Source organism: Ruegeria sp. B11 (assembly GCF_056539785.1).
The window spans coordinates 749190-765215 of record NZ_JBQFVO010000001.1 but is presented as its reverse complement, the minus strand read 5'-3'; the positions used below and the strand labels follow the sequence as shown (position 1 = coordinate 765215).

General features: G+C 58.7%; 14 protein-coding genes. 7 read left to right on the top strand and 7 right to left on the bottom strand.

Going from position 1 to position 16026, the window contains the following annotated elements; genetic code table 11:
* Positions 1-82 precede the first annotated feature (82 nt).
* From ACR0I1_RS03865 to ACR0I1_RS03855, 3 genes are all read left to right on the top strand, one after another.
* Positions 83-559 carry an outer membrane protein assembly factor BamE gene (locus ACR0I1_RS03865; protein ID WP_170396685.1) on the top strand — a complete coding sequence of 159 codons (477 nt, stop codon included), beginning with the start codon at positions 83-85 and terminating at the stop codon, positions 557-559.
* Positions 560-657: 98 nt separating this feature from the next.
* On the top strand, positions 658-1392 hold the full coding sequence (locus tag ACR0I1_RS03860) for a GNAT family N-acetyltransferase (RefSeq protein ID WP_480705736.1): 735 nt from the start codon (positions 658-660) through the stop codon (positions 1390-1392).
* Between the two features lie 68 nt (positions 1393-1460).
* Positions 1461-3269 carry an ABC-F family ATP-binding cassette domain-containing protein gene (locus ACR0I1_RS03855; RefSeq protein ID WP_480705041.1) on the top strand — a complete coding sequence of 603 codons (1809 nt, stop codon included), beginning with the start codon at positions 1461-1463 and terminating at the stop codon, positions 3267-3269.
* Between the two features lie 71 nt (positions 3270-3340).
* Here the strand turns inward: ACR0I1_RS03855 and ACR0I1_RS03850 are convergent, their stop codons facing one another.
* The 3 genes from ACR0I1_RS03850 to ACR0I1_RS03840 form a co-directional block, all read right to left on the bottom strand.
* Complete coding sequence (locus ACR0I1_RS03850) at positions 3341-3883, bottom strand: sugar O-acetyltransferase (RefSeq protein WP_170509866.1); 543 nt, start codon at positions 3881-3883, stop codon at positions 3341-3343.
* A gap of 10 nt (positions 3884-3893) precedes the next feature.
* Positions 3894-4649 (bottom strand): 3-hydroxyacyl-CoA dehydrogenase, encoded by a 756-nt coding sequence (locus ACR0I1_RS03845; RefSeq protein ID WP_480570069.1) that lies wholly within the window; start codon positions 4647-4649, stop codon positions 3894-3896.
* 74 nt (positions 4650-4723) lie between these two features.
* Entirely contained in the window at positions 4724-5674 is a 951-nt protein-coding gene (locus tag ACR0I1_RS03840) for a GlxA family transcriptional regulator (RefSeq protein ID WP_480705039.1), read from the bottom strand.
* Between the two features lie 133 nt (positions 5675-5807).
* Here ACR0I1_RS03840 and ACR0I1_RS03835 point away from each other — a divergent pair, with 133 nt between their 5' ends.
* Genes ACR0I1_RS03835 through ACR0I1_RS03820 form a run of 4 tightly spaced genes read left to right on the top strand, consistent with a single transcriptional unit; the run spans position 5808 to position 10280 of the window.
* Positions 5808-6518 (top strand): GntR family transcriptional regulator, encoded by a 711-nt coding sequence (locus ACR0I1_RS03835; protein WP_170406329.1) that lies wholly within the window; start codon positions 5808-5810, stop codon positions 6516-6518.
* 7 nt (positions 6519-6525) lie between these two features.
* On the top strand, positions 6526-7443 hold the full coding sequence (locus ACR0I1_RS03830) for a dihydrodipicolinate synthase family protein (RefSeq protein WP_170422094.1): 918 nt from the start codon (positions 6526-6528) through the stop codon (positions 7441-7443).
* 3 nt (positions 7444-7446) lie between these two features.
* On the top strand, positions 7447-8943 hold the full coding sequence (locus tag ACR0I1_RS03825) for an aldehyde dehydrogenase (RefSeq protein WP_480705037.1): 1497 nt from the start codon (positions 7447-7449) through the stop codon (positions 8941-8943).
* On the top strand, positions 8940-10280 hold the full coding sequence (locus tag ACR0I1_RS03820) for an NAD(P)/FAD-dependent oxidoreductase (RefSeq protein WP_480705035.1): 1341 nt from the start codon (positions 8940-8942) through the stop codon (positions 10278-10280). Before ACR0I1_RS03825 ends, ACR0I1_RS03820 begins: the two co-directional genes overlap by 4 nt.
* Before the next feature lie 12 nt (positions 10281-10292).
* Here the strand turns inward: ACR0I1_RS03820 and ACR0I1_RS03815 are convergent, their stop codons facing one another.
* The 4 genes from ACR0I1_RS03815 to tyrS form a co-directional block, all read right to left on the bottom strand.
* Positions 10293-11027 carry an SDR family NAD(P)-dependent oxidoreductase gene (locus ACR0I1_RS03815; protein WP_480705033.1) on the bottom strand — a complete coding sequence of 245 codons (735 nt, stop codon included), beginning with the start codon at positions 11025-11027 and terminating at the stop codon, positions 10293-10295.
* The gene (locus tag ACR0I1_RS03810; RefSeq protein ID WP_480705031.1) at positions 11024-11755 is read right to left on the bottom strand and encodes an SDR family NAD(P)-dependent oxidoreductase; all 732 of its coding nucleotides are present in this window, start codon (positions 11753-11755) and stop codon (positions 11024-11026) included. Before ACR0I1_RS03810 ends, ACR0I1_RS03815 begins: the two co-directional genes overlap by 4 nt.
* A 19-nt stretch (positions 11756-11774) precedes the next feature.
* Positions 11775-13325, bottom strand: a complete 1551-nt coding sequence (locus tag ACR0I1_RS03805) for a trimethylamine methyltransferase family protein (RefSeq protein ID WP_170422080.1) — start codon at positions 13323-13325, stop codon at positions 11775-11777.
* Positions 13326-14502: 1177 nt separating this feature from the next.
* The gene (tyrS, locus tag ACR0I1_RS03800) at positions 14503-15753 is read right to left on the bottom strand and encodes a tyrosine--tRNA ligase (protein WP_480585254.1); all 1251 of its coding nucleotides are present in this window, start codon (positions 15751-15753) and stop codon (positions 14503-14505) included.
* Between the last annotated feature and the right edge of the window lie 273 nt (positions 15754-16026).

Here is a 16026-nt window from a genome sequence, read left to right as displayed (position 1 = left end):
GTGAGGTTTTCCTGTGTTGAACCGGAGCCTTGGTTTCTGTAATCGGATAGGGTCCGCAAGGGGCCATGGCAAGAGGATGTGCATGTTGAAGGGTTTGAACAGGTTGAAACCAGCGTCGAAAACGCTTGTCTTTGCGGCCTGTCTGGCGGTCGCGGGCGCATGTTCACCAATCTTCAAGAATCACGGCTACGTGCCTCCGCCAGAGGATCTGGCCAAAATCAAGGTCGGCGTCGATACCCGCGATAGTGTTGAAGAAACCATCGGCGCGCCCAGCTCGGCGGGCGTGGTGCGGGATTCGGGCTATTACTATGTCGCCTCGCGCGTCCGTCATTATGGGCCCAAACGACCCGAGGTCGTTTCACGTGAACTGGTCGCGATCAGCTTTGATCAGCGCGGCGTCGTTCGCAATATCGAGCGGTTCGGCCTGGAAGACGGCTATGTCATCGTGCTGGATCGTCGCGTGACCGATTCCAACGTGGAAGACAAAGGCTTCCTGCGTCAGCTTCTGGGTAACATCGGCAACTTCAACCCGGCAAATATTCCTGGCGCAAACAACTAAAGCGACCAATTCTCTTGCAGTGGTCACAGGACAGTCACACATTCTGTAGTAAGGACCAGACAGATGTGACCGGTCAGCAACCGCAGGAGGATGCGACCATGGCGGTTTTGTTGGACAAGGGCCGATATCGCGCCCGCTTGGCGCAAACCGAGCAAGACGTGGCGGCGGCGCAGACGCTGAGGATGCTGACCTTTGCTACTGATGGTCAGGATTGTGATGCTTTTGACGAACGCTGCGCCCATGTTCTGGTCGAAGATCTGCAGGCCGGTGGGGCGTTGGTGTGCTGTTTCCGTATGCTGACAATGCAGGGCGGCTTTGAAGTCGGACTCAGCTACTCGGCACAGTTCTATGATCTGTCGGCGCTACGCGATTTTACGGGACCGATGGTTGAGATGGGCCGGTTCTGTATCCACCCGGACTACAATGATCCGGATATCTTGCGTGTCGCGTGGGGCGCAATGACGGCGTATGTCGATCAGAACGGGATCGAAATGCTGTTTGGTTGTTCGTCATTCGCTGGAACCGAAACAGCCGAATATCTTGACGCTTTTGCGATGCTCAAACACCGGCATCTGGCACCAAGGCGTTGGTTGCCACGAGTCAAGGCGCCGGATGTGTTTCGCTTTGCGGCGCGTTTGCGCCGACGCCCCGATGTAAAACAGGCGATGCTTCGGATGCCGCCCTTGTTGCGCACCTATCTGATGATGGGGGGGTGGGTCAGCGATCATGCGGTGGTAGACAGGCACATGAACACCCTGCATGTGTTCACCGGCCTTGAAATCGGAGCAATTCCCCCAGCTCGTAAACGGTTGCTGCGCGCGGTGGCTGGGTGATTTGAGTATCTGGGAAAAGGTGAAGTTGGGGCGTTGACGCCTTGCTTTGGCCGGTTTAGCTGGCGGGTATGGCGAGAATTCCTTTATTGCAGATGTCCGGTATCTCTCTGACGTTCGGGGGTGATCCGGTGTTTTCCGATCTGGACCTTGTGGTTCAACCCGGTGATCGCGTGGCGCTGGTCGGGCGGAACGGGTCTGGCAAATCCACTTTGATGAAAGTGATGGCCGGGCTGGTCGAGGCCGATCAGGGTGAAATCGTCATCCCTCCTGGTAAATCAGTGGGTTACATGGAGCAGGATCCCGGAATGCAGGGATTCGCGACGCTTGGAGACTACGCCTCAAGCGGGTTGGAGCCGGGTGAGCTGTATAAGGTCGAACGCGCGGGCGAAGGGCTGAAATTCGACCCTGAGCGTGCGGTCGAAACCGCTTCGGGTGGGGAAAGGCGACGCGCGGCTTTGGCCAAGCTGATGGCCGAGGCGCCGGACCTGATGTTGCTGGACGAACCGACGAACCACCTGGATATCGAGGCGATTGCGTGGTTGGAGCGTGAGTTGGGCTCGACCCGCGCCGCCTATGTTTTGATCTCGCATGATCGCGCATTCCTGCGTGCGTTGACCCGTGCGACGCTGTGGATCGATCGCGGAGTTGTACGGCGGCAGGAACAGGGCTTTGCGGCCTTTGAAAGCTGGAGGGACAAGGTCTGGGAAGAGGAGGATCAGCAGCGCCACAAGCTGAACCGCTTGATCAAGTCCGAGGCGCGATGGGCCGTCGAGGGTATCAGCGCCCGCCGCAAGCGCAATCAGGGTCGTGTTCGGGCGCTACAAGCCTTGCGCGCCGAGCGTGCAGCGCAGATCAAACGTCAGGGATCGGCTGCCATGACGTTGGAATCCGGTCCGAAATCAGGCCGCAAGGTCATCGAGGCCAATGGCGTTTCAAAGGCATTTGACTCTCAGCAGATCGTGCGCAATTTCGATCTTCTGGTTCAGCGCGGTGACCGTGTGGCCTTTGTTGGGCCGAACGGTGTGGGCAAGACCACGTTGCTGAAAATGCTGCTAGGTCAGGTCGAACCGGACAAGGGTTCGGTGGTGCTGGGTACTAACCTTGAGATCGCCGTGTTCGATCAGGCGAGGGCACAGCTGGACCCGGAAATGAGCCTGTGGGACAGCTTGACCGGCGATCCCGAGATGCGGGTCTCGGGCAAGGCCGATCAGGTGATGGTCGGCGGGCAGCCCAAGCATGTGGTGGGCTATCTCAAAGAGTTTCTGTTTGATGATGCGCAGGCAAGAGCGGCTGTTAAGTCATTGTCCGGAGGGGAAAAAGCCCGGTTACTGTTGGCGAAACTGATGGCAAAAACCTCTAACCTGCTGGTGCTGGACGAACCGACCAACGATCTGGATGTCGAAACGCTGGATCTGCTGCAGGAATTGCTGGACGACTATGATGGCACGGTGCTGCTCGTTAGCCACGATCGGGATTTTCTGGATCGTGTTGCGACCACAACCATCGCCATGGAGGGCAACGGGCGCGCGACCGTCTATGCTGGTGGTTGGTCCGATTACATCGCTCAGCGAGGTGATGTAGTTGCGAAAAAGGAAGAAAAAGCAAGGCCTTTAAAACCGAAAGTGAAGCAAGAAGCGAAGGCAAAAGCAGGGCTGTCGTTCTCGGAGAAACACCGACTTGAGAAGCTACCAGCAGAGATCGCGCGCCTTGAAGCCGAGATCGCCAAGCTCGAAGAACTGATGTCTGATCCTGAGCTGTTCACACGCGAACCGATCAAGTTCCAGAAGGCAACCGATGCCCTGGTCGAACGGCAGGAAAAACTGTCAGCGGCTGAGGAAGAGTGGCTGATGCTTGAAGAGAAGGCCGAAGCCGGTTGAGTCCGAGTTGTACAACCTCAATCGACTAGATTGTCTGAGTTGTACAAACCTATGCACCGGTTTGCGCGTGCTCAAATGGGGCGGGCGGGGTTACCGACAACAGTTGCTCGGGCGGGGACGTCCTTCGTGACGACGCTGCCTGCACCGACGATGGCGCGGTCTCCGATAGTAACGCCGGGCATGATGATCGCGCCACCGCCGATCCAGACGTTTTCGCCGATTGTCACCGGGTGGTCGATTTCCAGACCCTGTGCGCGCAGGGCTGGGTCTTTGGCGTGTTGGGCGCAATAGATCTGCACCGTGGGGCCGAGCATCGAGTCACTGCCGATGCGAACAGGCGCGGTGTCGAGAATGACACAGCCCGCATTCAGATAAACCCGGTCGCCCAGCGACAGGTTCATTCCATAAGCGCAGTGGAACGGAGCCTCAAAATAGCAATCTTGCCCGATCCCCGCAAAGAGCGCCGCCAATTCGGGAGCTATAGCCCCTCGGTCATCGGGCGGGCAGGTGTTGTGGGCATGGACCGCGCGGCGTGCTTTCATACGAAGCACTTCCAGTTCGGGGTCGAGGCAGCAATACCACTCGCCTGCCGCCATTTTCTGCCGCTCGGTCATGAAACCCGTCTTAGCGCATCCGCAGGGCACCGTCGATGCGGATGACCTCTCCGTTCAGGTAGCCCATCTCGACGATGAACCCGGCCAGACGACCGTATTCGCGCGGGTCGCCGAGGCGAGCAGGGTTGGGGACGTCCGCCGCAAGCTGTTGCTGCACCTCTTCAGGCAGGCCGGCCAGCATCGGGGTCATGAAGATGCCCGGTGCGATGGCCATCACACGGATACCAGTCGAGGCCAGATCGCGCGCCATGGGTAGCGTCATGCCGACCACGCCGCCTTTCGAGGCTGCATAGGCCGCCTGACCCTTTTGCCCGTCAAAGGCCGCGATCGAGGCGGTGTTGATAATCACGCCGCGCGCGCCATCCGGTTCGGGGTCATTCTTTGCCATCTCTGCGGCAGCAAGACGCGAGACGTTGAAGGAACCGACCAGATTGATGTCGATGGTACGCTGGAACGCCCCCAGAGGGTGGGGGCCGTCTTTGCCCACAGTCTTAGCTCCAATCGCGATTCCGGCGCAGTTCACTGCGGCGGTGATGCGACCCATCTTGTCCATCGCATGTGCAATCGCTGAAGCGACCGAGGCCTCATCCGTCACATCGGTTTGTGCGAAATGTCCGCCGATTTCAGCCGCGACTTGCGGGCCACGCTCGGCGTCGCGGTCAAGGATTGTGACCTGCGCGCCGTTCTCGGCAAAGTGACGGGCTGTGGCCTCACCCAGGCCGGAGGCTCCGCCGGTGATCACCGCAGCTGTGGTTGAGAGTTGCATGGCGGGTTCCTTCCTGATCTGAACACTTGTTCAGATAATCCCAACCATGGCCCTCTGTCCAGTCACAGCTTTGATCAATCAAGCCTGCTGCGCTGCTGCATCGGCGTGACGCCAAACGCAGCCCGGTACACACGCGAGAAATGGCCGGCGCTTTCGAAACCGCAGGCAAAGGCGACCTCGGTCACCGAAGATTCGGTCTGCAACAGCAGATTGCGGGCGCGGTCCAGCCGCAATTCCATGAAGTATTTCTTAGGCGAGGTGTTCAGGAATTTCCCAAACAGGCGCTCCAGTTGCCGGGTTGAGATGCCGATGTTGCTGGCGATGACCGAGGGGGACAACGGGCTTTGGATATTGTCGGTCATGATGTGGATTGCCTTGGCCAGATGCGCGTTCCGCATCCCGTTGCGCGATTGCAGCGAGACGCGCTGATCGGCGGTGGCGTTGCGCACGGCGTTATAGACCATCTGATCGGCCACTGCGACTGATAGATCGTGACTGTGGTCGCGTTCGATCAGGTGCAGCATCAGATCGGCGGTCGCGGTGCCGCCCGAGGCGGTCATGTGTTTTTCGTCGGCGACAAAGACGCTGCGAACAAGGTTTATCTCGGGGAAGGCCTCCATGAAAGCATCATGGTATTCCCAATGGATCGCCGCCTGCATCCCATCCAAAAATCCGGCCTCGGCCAGCAGCCATGCACCGGAACACAAGGCGCTGATATTGGTGCCCCGTGCCCTCTCTCGGCGCAGGGTTGCGAGCAGCGGGCGCGAGACGTGATTGCGCATGTTTATTCCTGACAGAACAAACAGTTGGTCACATTTTGGGATAGATCCCAATCCGCCATGCACCAAAGTGACCGATCCGTTTGAACAGACCGCATGCTCAGCGTGTTCGGACAGGAAGGACCATCGATAAAGATCTTCCTCGGCCAGCAAATTTGCGATCCGCAATGGCTCGACCGCGCAGGAGAAGGCGAGATGCGAGAATTCCTCGACCAGTATGAAGGCGTAGTGCTGTGTTTGGCTCATCGATAGGACCGGAATCAGGGCGTTCTGACAGTTTTCTGCATGCTGCACGAAAACTAACTGTATACAACATGTATTTTTATACGATACCAGAGGGCAAGCTATCGATTCGCGGGATCGTGATGAAGGGGATCGGATGAGGGACGAAGGGAAATCACCGAAAGAGGCGTTGGCTGAGCATCTGAAGATGTCGGTTCTGACCCTGCGTTTGCGTCCCGGAGAAGATTTGGACGAGGCGCAGCTGTCGCAGGCCTTTGGCCTGTCGCGCACGCCTTTGCGCGAAGTGTTCCGGCAGTTGGCCGGTGAGGGGTATCTGGACCTGCGCACCCATCGCGGGGCGCGGGTGTCAGAGATGTCTCATACCACGCTACGCGATTTCTTTCTGGTTGCGCCGATGGTCTATGGCGCGGTGCTGCGTCTGGCCGCGGCGAATGCGACGCACGATCAGATCGATCAGTTGAAAGAGGCGCAAGAGACGTTTCGGCAAGCCTTGCGTACAGGCTCGGCTGAGGAGCGGACGCTGGCCAATACCCGGTTTCACGAGGTGACCGGAGAGATGGCGGGGAATGTCTATTTATCCCCTTCGTTCAACCGGTTGCTGATCGATCACGCGCGGATCGGGATGACATTTTATCGCCCGCAGACCGCACGAATGGCTGAGAACCTTTCAGAGGCGAGCGACCAGCATGACGCCATCATCGCCGCCATCGAGGCGGGCGATGAGGCGGCTGCTGCGCAGCTGGCCGACGACCACTGGACCCTGTCACGCGATCAGATCGAGCTGTTCGTGATGCCCGAGGGGTTGGATTTTCCGCTGGGGCAGGTCCCCGGCATGACATCTGCATGAGGGACACATGACTCCGATCTTCAGATTTGAGGGTATTTATACGCCGGTGGTGACACCCTACGCGGCGGATGGTGGCGTGAACTGGGACGCGTTGGCCGAGGTGATCGAGTACCTGATCGAGAATGGTGTGCACGGGCTGATCTCGGGCGGGTCCACCGGCGAAAACTATGCGCAGACCGTCGATGAGCGGCTGGAACTGGCGCGCTTTACGCATGAACAACTGAAGGGGCGTGTGCCTCTGGTTGTGGGAACGGGGGCGATGCTGACCGGGGACTCCGTCGCTTTGGCCTCAGGTGCGCGAGACCTAGGCGCAGATGCGATCTTGTTGGCCAGCCCGCCCTATTCGGTGCCCACCGACCGCGAGAATGCGCTGAACGCGCTGGCAATCGACAAGGCGGCTGACCTGCCGGTGATGCTGTACAACTATCCGCACCGGACCGGCACGATGATGGGGGAAGAGTTCCTGGACCGCGTAGGCCGCAGCCGGAACTTCTGTGGCATCAAGGAAAGCTCGGGCGATATCAACCGGGTTCATCTGCTGGCGCGGGATTATCCGCATATTCAGCTGGGCTGCGGCATGGATGATCAGGCGCTGGAGTTCTTCGCCTGGGGAGCGCCGTTCTGGGTCTGTGGCGGGTCGAACTTTCTGCCTGCCGAACACGTGGCGCTGTATCAGGCTTGTGTGATCGAGGGCAACTTTGCCAAGGGCCGTCGCATCATGAGCGCGCTGATGCCGCTGATGCGGGTGCTGGAGCAGGGCGGCAAATTCATCCAGACGATCAAGTATGGGGTGACCATGAACGGGATCGATGCTGGGATGGTGAGACCTCCGCTCAAAGGGCTGAACAAGGATGACAAACGCGCGCTGGAGCAGGTGACGCGCGTTCTGAAACGCAAAATCGCAGATATCGTGGCGGAGGGTTAAGGCATGGGCTTGCTGACGAAAGACGAATACGAATCCATCGCTGCGCATCTGGATCTGCCGACGGGCGCTTTCATCGACGGCGGTTATCGCCCGGCGACCTCAGGGCAGGTGTTCGACACTATCAATCCAGCCACCGGGGCTGTGCTGACCAGCATTGCTGCCTGCGGATCGGAGGATGTGGATTTTGCGGTCGAAAAGGCGCGAGAAGCCTTTGACGACGGGCGTTGGTCAAAGATGCACCCCTCGGATCGCAAGGACATTCTGATCCGCCTGTGCAAGCTGCTTACCCGCAACGCGCGGGAACTGGCGGTGATGGAGAGCATCGATAGCGGCAAGACCATCTTTGATTGCGAAACCGTTGATGTTCCCGAGACGATCCACTGCCTGAAATGGCATGCCGAGGCGATCGACAAGATCTATGATCAGGTCAGCCCGGCCAGTGATGACCACATCGCCATGGTCGTGCGTGAGCCCATCGGCGTGGTTGGGCTGGTCCTGCCGTGGAACTTCCCCTTGCTGATGCTGGCGTGGAAGATCGGGCCGGCGCTGGCGGCGGGCTGTTCGGTGGTGGTGAAACCGGCGGCCGAGACTTCTCTGACTGCATTAAAGGTGGCGGAGCTGGCGTCTGAGGCCGGGTTGCCGCGCGGTGTGCTGAATGTGGTGCCCGGCGGTGGCGCCGAGGTGGGCGAACCCATCGGGCGGCATTTGGATATCGACATGGTGTCCTTCACGGGCTCGACCGTGACGGGAAAGAAGTTCCTGAGCTATTCCGCTGAAAGCAATGCCAAGGAGGTGGTGCTTGAGATGGGTGGTAAGAACCCGGCCATCGTCTTGGACGATGCGGAAAATCTGGACCGGGTGGCAGCGCATGTCGTCAATGGTGCGTTCTGGAACATGGGCGAGAATTGCTCGGCCTCGTCGCGGTTGATCGTGCATAAGGACGTGAAGGCAGAACTGCTGGAACGGATCGCGCATCATGCCAAGCACTGGAATGTCGGCGACCCGTTGGACCCAGAGACCCGCATGGGCGCGCTTGTCAGCGAGGGGCATTATTCCAAGGTGTGCGGCTATCTGGAACAGGCCGAAAACGTGCTGATAGGCGGCAAGGCCGACAAGGGTTTTGTTGAAGCCACGGTGGTCGAAGTGCCCGGAAACGATGCCACGCTGGCGCGCGAGGAAATCTTTGGCCCGGTTCTGTCGGTGATCGAAGTCTCTGGCTTTGACGAGGCGATCAGCATTGCCAATGACACCGAGTATGGGCTGTGCGCCTCGATCTTCACGGCCAACGCCAAACGCGCGATCCGTGGCGCGCGGGCGATCCGGGCGGGGACTGTCACGATCAACAGCTTTGGCGAAGGGGATATCACCACACCCTTTGGTGGCTACAAGCAGTCAGGGTTTGGTGGCCGGGACAACTCGGTTCACGCCCATGATCAGTATACCCAGCTGAAAACCATCTGGATTGATCTGGCCGATGACGAAGATGAGGCGGTAGATTGACGATCTACACCGCCAAACGTTTACCCCGGCAAACCGGCGTGGCAGGATGGAATGCCATCCTGCCTCTGCAGCAAGACCTGCCTCGGCTTGAGCAAGACCAGACCGCAGATGTGACCATCATCGGCGGTGGTTTTGCCGGGCTGTCCGCAGCGCTGAGGCTGCATCAGCTTGATCCGACGCTGAAGGTTGTGGTGCTTGAGGCTGGGCGCTTTGCGGAAGGCTCTGCCGGGCGCAACTCAGGGTTCATGATCGATCTGCCGCATGACTTGGCCTCGGACAATTACGCCAGCGATGGGCTGGAGGCAGATCGGGCCACAATCGCGCTGAATCGTCAGGCGATTTCCTTTGCGACCCGGGTAGCCGCTGAGTGCGACCTGTCGCCGGAGATGTTCGACCCGTGCGGCAAGATCAACGCTGCTGCGACCGCAGCGGGTGATCGGCACAACGCAGACTACGCAGTGCATCTGGCGCGATTGGGAGAGCCCCACGAGCTTTATGATGCACAGCAGATGCAGGCGCTGACAGGCAGCCCGCATTACACATCTGGTCTGTTTGCGCCCGGGACGGTGATGATCCAGCCTGCAGCCTATGTGCGGGCTCTCTCAACGCATCTGGCTGGGCGGATCGGTGTTTATGAAAACTCTGCCGTGACCGGGTTTCGCAAACAAGGCGGTGGCTGGGCGGTCGAGACCGAACAGGCGCGGGTTTCGACGGGGCGGATCGTGATGGCAACGAATGGTCACCTGGAGAGCTTTGGGTTTTACCAGCGGCGTCTGATGCACATCTGCCTCTACGCGTCGATAACGGAACCGCTGACGCCAGATCAGATCGCCACGCTGGGCGGACAGCCACGCTGGTCAGTAACGCCAGCGGATCCGATGGGCACTTCGGTCCGGCGGGTTTCGGGCAGTTATGGGGATCGCATTCTGATCCGGACCTGTTCAAGCTTTCATCCTGAAATCCACAGCAGCGATAGCCAGTTGAATCGGGCAGGCGCGGTGCACGATCGTAAGTTTCAGGAGCGATTTCCCAACTTGCCGAATGTACAGATGCAGCACCGTTGGGCTGGGATGCTGTGCCTCAGCCGCAATGGTTCGGCCGCGTTCGGTGAGATCGAGCAGGGTGTATATGCCGCCTGCTGTCAAAACGGATTGGGTATAGCGCGAGGAACACTGCAGGGAATGGGCGTGGCAGAGCTTGTACTGGGGAAAGACTCCCAGATTGCAGATCATTTTCTGGCGCAACCGATGCCACCGCGTTTGCCACCCGAGCCCTTCGCATCGGTTGGGGCCAATACGTATCTGCGCTGGAAAGAGTGGCGATCAGGGTCGGAATAGCCTGCAGGCTGGTCAGGGCAGGCTGAGCTTTGCCATCCGTCCGCCATCGATCGTGTAAATTTGACCGGTGACAAAACCCGCTTCCTCGGCTGCCAAGAACGCGACCAGTGCGGCGACTTCTTTCGGGTCGCCGGTGCGGCCAACGGGATGAATGCGGGCGATATCCCGGCGGAATGCGCCGGGGTCGTTCATGCTCTCGATGAAATCGATGTTGAGGTTTGTGTCGATCCAGCCCGGTGCCACTGCATTGCAGCGAATGCCTTCTGCTCCGTGGTCCACGGCAACCGCGCGGGTCAGCCCATGCAGCCCGGCCTTAGAGGCGCAGTAGGCGGCGTGGCCGGGGTTGCTGCCCAACCCCTCGACCGAGCCGATATTGACGATGCTGCCTTTGGATTTGCGCAGATGTGGCAGTGCAGCCTGGATCAGCAGGAACGGGGCGGTCAGGTTGACCATGAGGTTGCGTTGCCAATCTTCAAGCGGCATGTCGTTGACGGAGGCCTCCTGCATCATGCCTGCATTGTTGATCAGTACGTCCAGCTGGCCCGCGCTGTCCACAACCTGCTTGATGATCTGCGCCGGGCTTTCCGGGTTGGCAAAATCCGCCGGGATAGAGGGGAACTCATCATCCTTACCGCGCTGCGCAGTGTAGACATTAGCCCCTTCTTCGCGCAGCCGCCGGGCGATGGCTTGTCCGATGCCACTGCGGCCACCGGTCACGAGCGCTGTTTTTCCTGCAAATCTTTTCATTGCACCGGCTTGCCCCCATTCACTTCGACCAGAGCACCACACATGTAGCGCGCCGAATCCGAGGCGAGAAAAAGGATCACTTCGGCTATATCTTCGGGTTCGGCGATACGCCCTAAAGGCACCGACTTCCCAAGCTCGGCAATCGCCGTATCAGGATCGAACCCACGTTTGGCAAAGCCCGAACGCAGCATCGGTGTGTTCACCTCGTTCGGGCAAACGGCGTTGATGCGGATGCCCTGATGGGCGTGATCGTGCCCCATGCATTGGGTGAGGCTGGCAATGGCCGCTTTGGTCATGCAGTACACCGCATGATCCGGGCCAGGTCGAAGGCCCCAGCACGAGGCAGTGTTCACAATAGCACCGCCACCCGCCGCCGCCATGATTGGAATCGCAGCGCGGCAGATACGGAAAGGGGCCTCGACATTCACTCCGACGGACAGGGCCCAGTCCTCATCGGATGTTTCAGTCACCGGGCCGCGGGTGATCACGCCTGCATTGTTGATCACGATATCAAGACCACCCAGCGCCTGATGCGCGGCCAAGGCCAGCCCGTCGCAATAGTCGGGATCGCGCAGATCGCCGGGCAGATGCGCCTCGGCTTCAAGGCTGCTCACATCGCGGTCAGCAACAGCCACACGCGCGCCTTCGGCCCGCAGCTGGCTGACGATGGCGGCCCCGATCCCGCCCGACGCCCCTGTGACGAGTGCGGTTTTTTCAGCGAACCTCATTCGTGTACCTCCCCGGGATTTAGTAGGACTGGTTCAGCTCATCCGCAGCCGGTATTTCACGCTCGCGCCGGGCGATGTAATCCAGCAGCTCTTCGTTCTTGGCGATATCGAGCGTTGGTTCCTGATACTCGGCCAGCAGCTTGCGGGCGTGTTTGAGCGCGCGTTCGGTGATTTCAACACAACCCTCAGCCTGCCATTGTTCGATCGAGTTGTTGTCGAACATATCCGGCATGAAGAATGCGCTCTGGAAATTGTCCTGCGTATGCGGATGCCCAAGGTAATGCCCGCCCGGACCGATATCACCGACTGCCGAAACGGCCTGATCGAAATCGCCCCATTTCGGGCCCTCGGCCATGCGATAGGCCATGGCGCATTGTTCCGCGTCAACGATAAACTTGGCGGTCGAGCAGTGCATCCCGGCCTCGTTCCAGCCCGCCGAGTGCCAGATGTAGTTCGCACCAGCATGGATGACCGCCTGCAAGGTGGTGGCAGATTCATAGCCTGCCTGCGCGTCGAACGTCTTGGCTCCGCCCAGAGTGTTTGAGGTACGCCAAGGCACTTCGTAGTGCCGCGCCATCTGGCCGATCATAAAATTCATCAGGCTGATCTCGGGCGTGCCTGCCATCGGCGCGCCGGATTTCATCGAGACGGTCGACAGGTAGTGCCCGTAGATCGCGGGCGCGCCCTTGCGGATCACCTGCGTATAGGCCAGCGCGCTGAGCGCCTCGGCATTCAGTTGCGCCACGGTCGCCGGAACGCTGGCGGGCGTATTGGCCCCGCCCAGAACGAAGGGCGAGCACAACACCGGCTGCTTTCGGCGACAGAAGGCACGCATCGCGCCCAGCATGGTTTCATCCCAAACCAGCGGCGAATTGCCGTTGCAATTACCAGTGGTGACCGGGTGATCTTCAAGGAAATCCTCGCCGAACAGGATGGCACACATCTCCATGACATCTTCGGCATTCTTGGGGCTGGTGGTCATGCCCATGAAGGTTTTGTCAGAGTGCTTCATTGACGAATAGGTAATCCGCAGATGCCGCTGACTGATCGGGTGATCATAGGGCTCCACGATGTGATGGGCCGAGGAATGCAGCGCGGGCAACATATGGCTGAGCTTGTGGAACATCGCCAGATCGTCCAGCGTAGGGTTGCGGCGCACATCTTCCAGATCGCGCAGGAACGGCGCGCCGGTCATTGGCACGAAGATCGAGTGTTTGCCGCCCAGCCGCACGTTCTTTTTCGGATCGCGCGCGTGGTAGGCGAAATCTGACGGAATGGTCGCGATCAGCTCACGCACCAGACCGCGATCCAGATAGACGAGCTCGCCTTCTACCTTGGCACCAGCCTTCTTCCAGTCTTCCAGAGCGATGGGGTCACGGAACTGAACGCCTACGTTTTCCAGAATATCCATCGAGGCCGCATCAATGCGTTCTACCTGGGCGCCGTCCATAACCTCGCATAACGGAATGCCGCGGGTCAGGCCCGGCAGCATCTCGAAGTTTGGAGCGGTGCGCATGGCGCGCCGGGCAGAGCGCCCTCCGGTACGTGTGGCTGTGGCAGTTCTGGTCATATGGTGCCTCCTTCCGGTTCAGAGTGGAACGGAAAGGGTGAGGTCCACATGCAGGAATGCGAAAGACTGTTGCGAAATGCGACGTTGAGTTGGCACACGGAAAAACCGCCACAGGAGGGCGCCCCTTGAGAGAAGTACTATTGATCTCTCAGCCACTTGGGCTTTGGTACGTCCAGACAAAGACAATACGGAAAACGCCTCGGTGAGGGTTTTTGCGTTTGATTTTGTTCAATGGCAGGTAAGCGGGGCGAAAGTGAACTTTCGCTGCATCTGCGCCAAGGTCTGTTTTCAAGAGCGCCGTAAATCGGTTAGCTAAGACTAGCATCAACAAGAGCAATGGAGATTGAGGCCGTTGAAGTACAAAGCAGCTCGAAGGGCAAAATTGGTTGACCTCGAGCCGGTGTTGCGACTGCCTAAAAAGCCGGGGCACAATTCTGTAGGCAAGAGAAGCTTGGCTTTCTGCCATCCAAATCACAGTAGAGAAACGCTAGAGACTTATTTTGGAACTTTCCTACAAGCGATGTTTGTGAGCGAGGAGGAAGACCAAATCATCAGTTTTGCATGTGCGATCCGAACATCTGGCAAGCCAATACAAGAGCCAATAGTTTGGTCGGATGCAACAGGTGATGGAGCGACTTTAAATCACGACAAAAATGGAGCGTGGTTATATGTCAGTCGCCTTGCATATACAGCAGGACCTGGACATGCTCACGTATCGAAGGAAATAGGTCCGCTCCTTGTGTCCCTGCAAGAATTAGCCGTGAGGCTAAAATTACAAGGCGTTGCTTTCCCTACACGCTTCTCTGGGTTCCGCGAACGGTCGGGGACGACCGAGTTTCAAAGGACGACAATTGACGACAAGGGTTCGTTGGAGCGGTCGGGGCTACGGCCTCTCGGCATCGCCTTCCAAGCGGGCTTTGAACATGTAATAGCCTTGCCGAACTACCTGGGTGACGGGAAGCACTTCGCAATGATGGTTTGGCGAAACGAGCAGTGACAAAAAACGCGAACCTGAAAGCTGACGTTCTTTTCAATCACAACATTCAACACTTTGGGCTCAAGGCAGACCTTCGCCAGGTTCGCCAAGTATGCACCAAAAAAGTGTTGCAGTTCGAGTTACTCGATCTGCAAGATTTACCATGGAGCGCGGCCACCCGAAGGCAGCCCTTTGATTGGCTCAGCCCAACTGAACCAGCGCGTGGCGTTTCTTGCCCGCGCTGAGTTTGATGGGCGAGGACAGTGCGCCTGCGTCGATCATCAGGCCCGCGTCGGTCAGCGGAGCATCGTCTAGCTTGGCACCGTTTTCGGCGATCAGGCGTTTGGCCTCTTTGCCGGATTTGGCGAGGCCGGATTTGACGATCAGCTGGACGATGGACATGCCGTCACCCAGCTCTGATGCGCTGAGGGTCAGGGTCGGGAGGTCTCCGCCAACGCCGCCCTTTTCGAACACCTCGCGCGCGGTCGCCTCGGCGGTTGCAGCGGCTTCTGCACCGTGCAGCAGAGTTGTGACTTCGTTGGCGAGGCGGATTTTGGCCTCGTTGATTTCGGACCCTTGCAGCGCGGCCATGCGATCGCATTCGTCTACCGGAAGCTCGGTGAAGATTTTCAGGAACCGTCCCACATCGGCGTCGGTCGTGTTGCGCCAGAACTGCCAGAACTCATAGGCGCTCAGCATGTCGCCGTTCAGCCAGACGGCTCCACCTTGCGATTTGCCCATTTTGCGACCATCGCTGGTGGTCAGCAGGGGTGTGGTCAGACCGTAGATTTCGTGATCCAGTACGCGGCGGGTCAGGTCGATGCCGTTGACGATGTTGCCCCACTGGTCCGAGCCGCCCATCTGCAGAACGCAGTTATACCGGCGGTTCAGTTCGAGGAAGTCATAGGCCTGCAGGATCATGTAGTTGAATTCGAGGAACGACAGCGATTGCTCGCGGTCCAGCCGCGATTTCACCGATTCAAAGCTCAGCATCCGGTTAACCGAGAAATGCCGCCCAATATCGCGCAGGAAATCGAGGTAGTTCAGGCTATCCAGCCATTCGGCATTGTTCAGCATCAGCGCGCCGGTGTCGCTGTCATCGTAAGACAGGTATTTCGAGAACACCTGTTTCATGCCTGCGATATTGGCGTCGATCTGTTCAGGGCCCAGCAGGGGGCGTTCGTCTGAACGGAACGAGGGGTCGCCTACCTTGGTGGTGCCGCCGCCCATCAGGGTAATTGGCTTGTGGCCGGTTTTCTGCAACCAGCGCAGCACCATAATGTTCATCAGGTGACCTACATGCAGCGACTGTGCGGTGGCGTCATAGCCGATATAAGCCGTCTGCACCCCAGAGATCAGCGCGTCGTCAAGGCCCTGATAATCGGTGCAGTCGGCGAGAAAGCCGCGCTCGATCATCGTGGCGATGAAATCCGATTTGGGGTGGTAGGTCATGACGCTCAACAGGCCTTGTGTTCTGGCCCTCTCTGCAAGGGCTGGTGTAAGTCATAGGTCAGTAATTTCAAAACCAGACCCGCTTGGTCGCACGGCGGAAGGTACATTCATGCGACTGGCCTTCTAATTCCCTAAGTCTCGCGGAATGTCCAGACATTGGCGAGCAAGTGCAGTCCGCACTGAAAGAATCTTGCGGATAAGCTTTCTGAGGGAAACGCGAAGAAATAACGCATAGCGAAACACAGAATATCGCGTCAGTCTTTGAAGCGTACC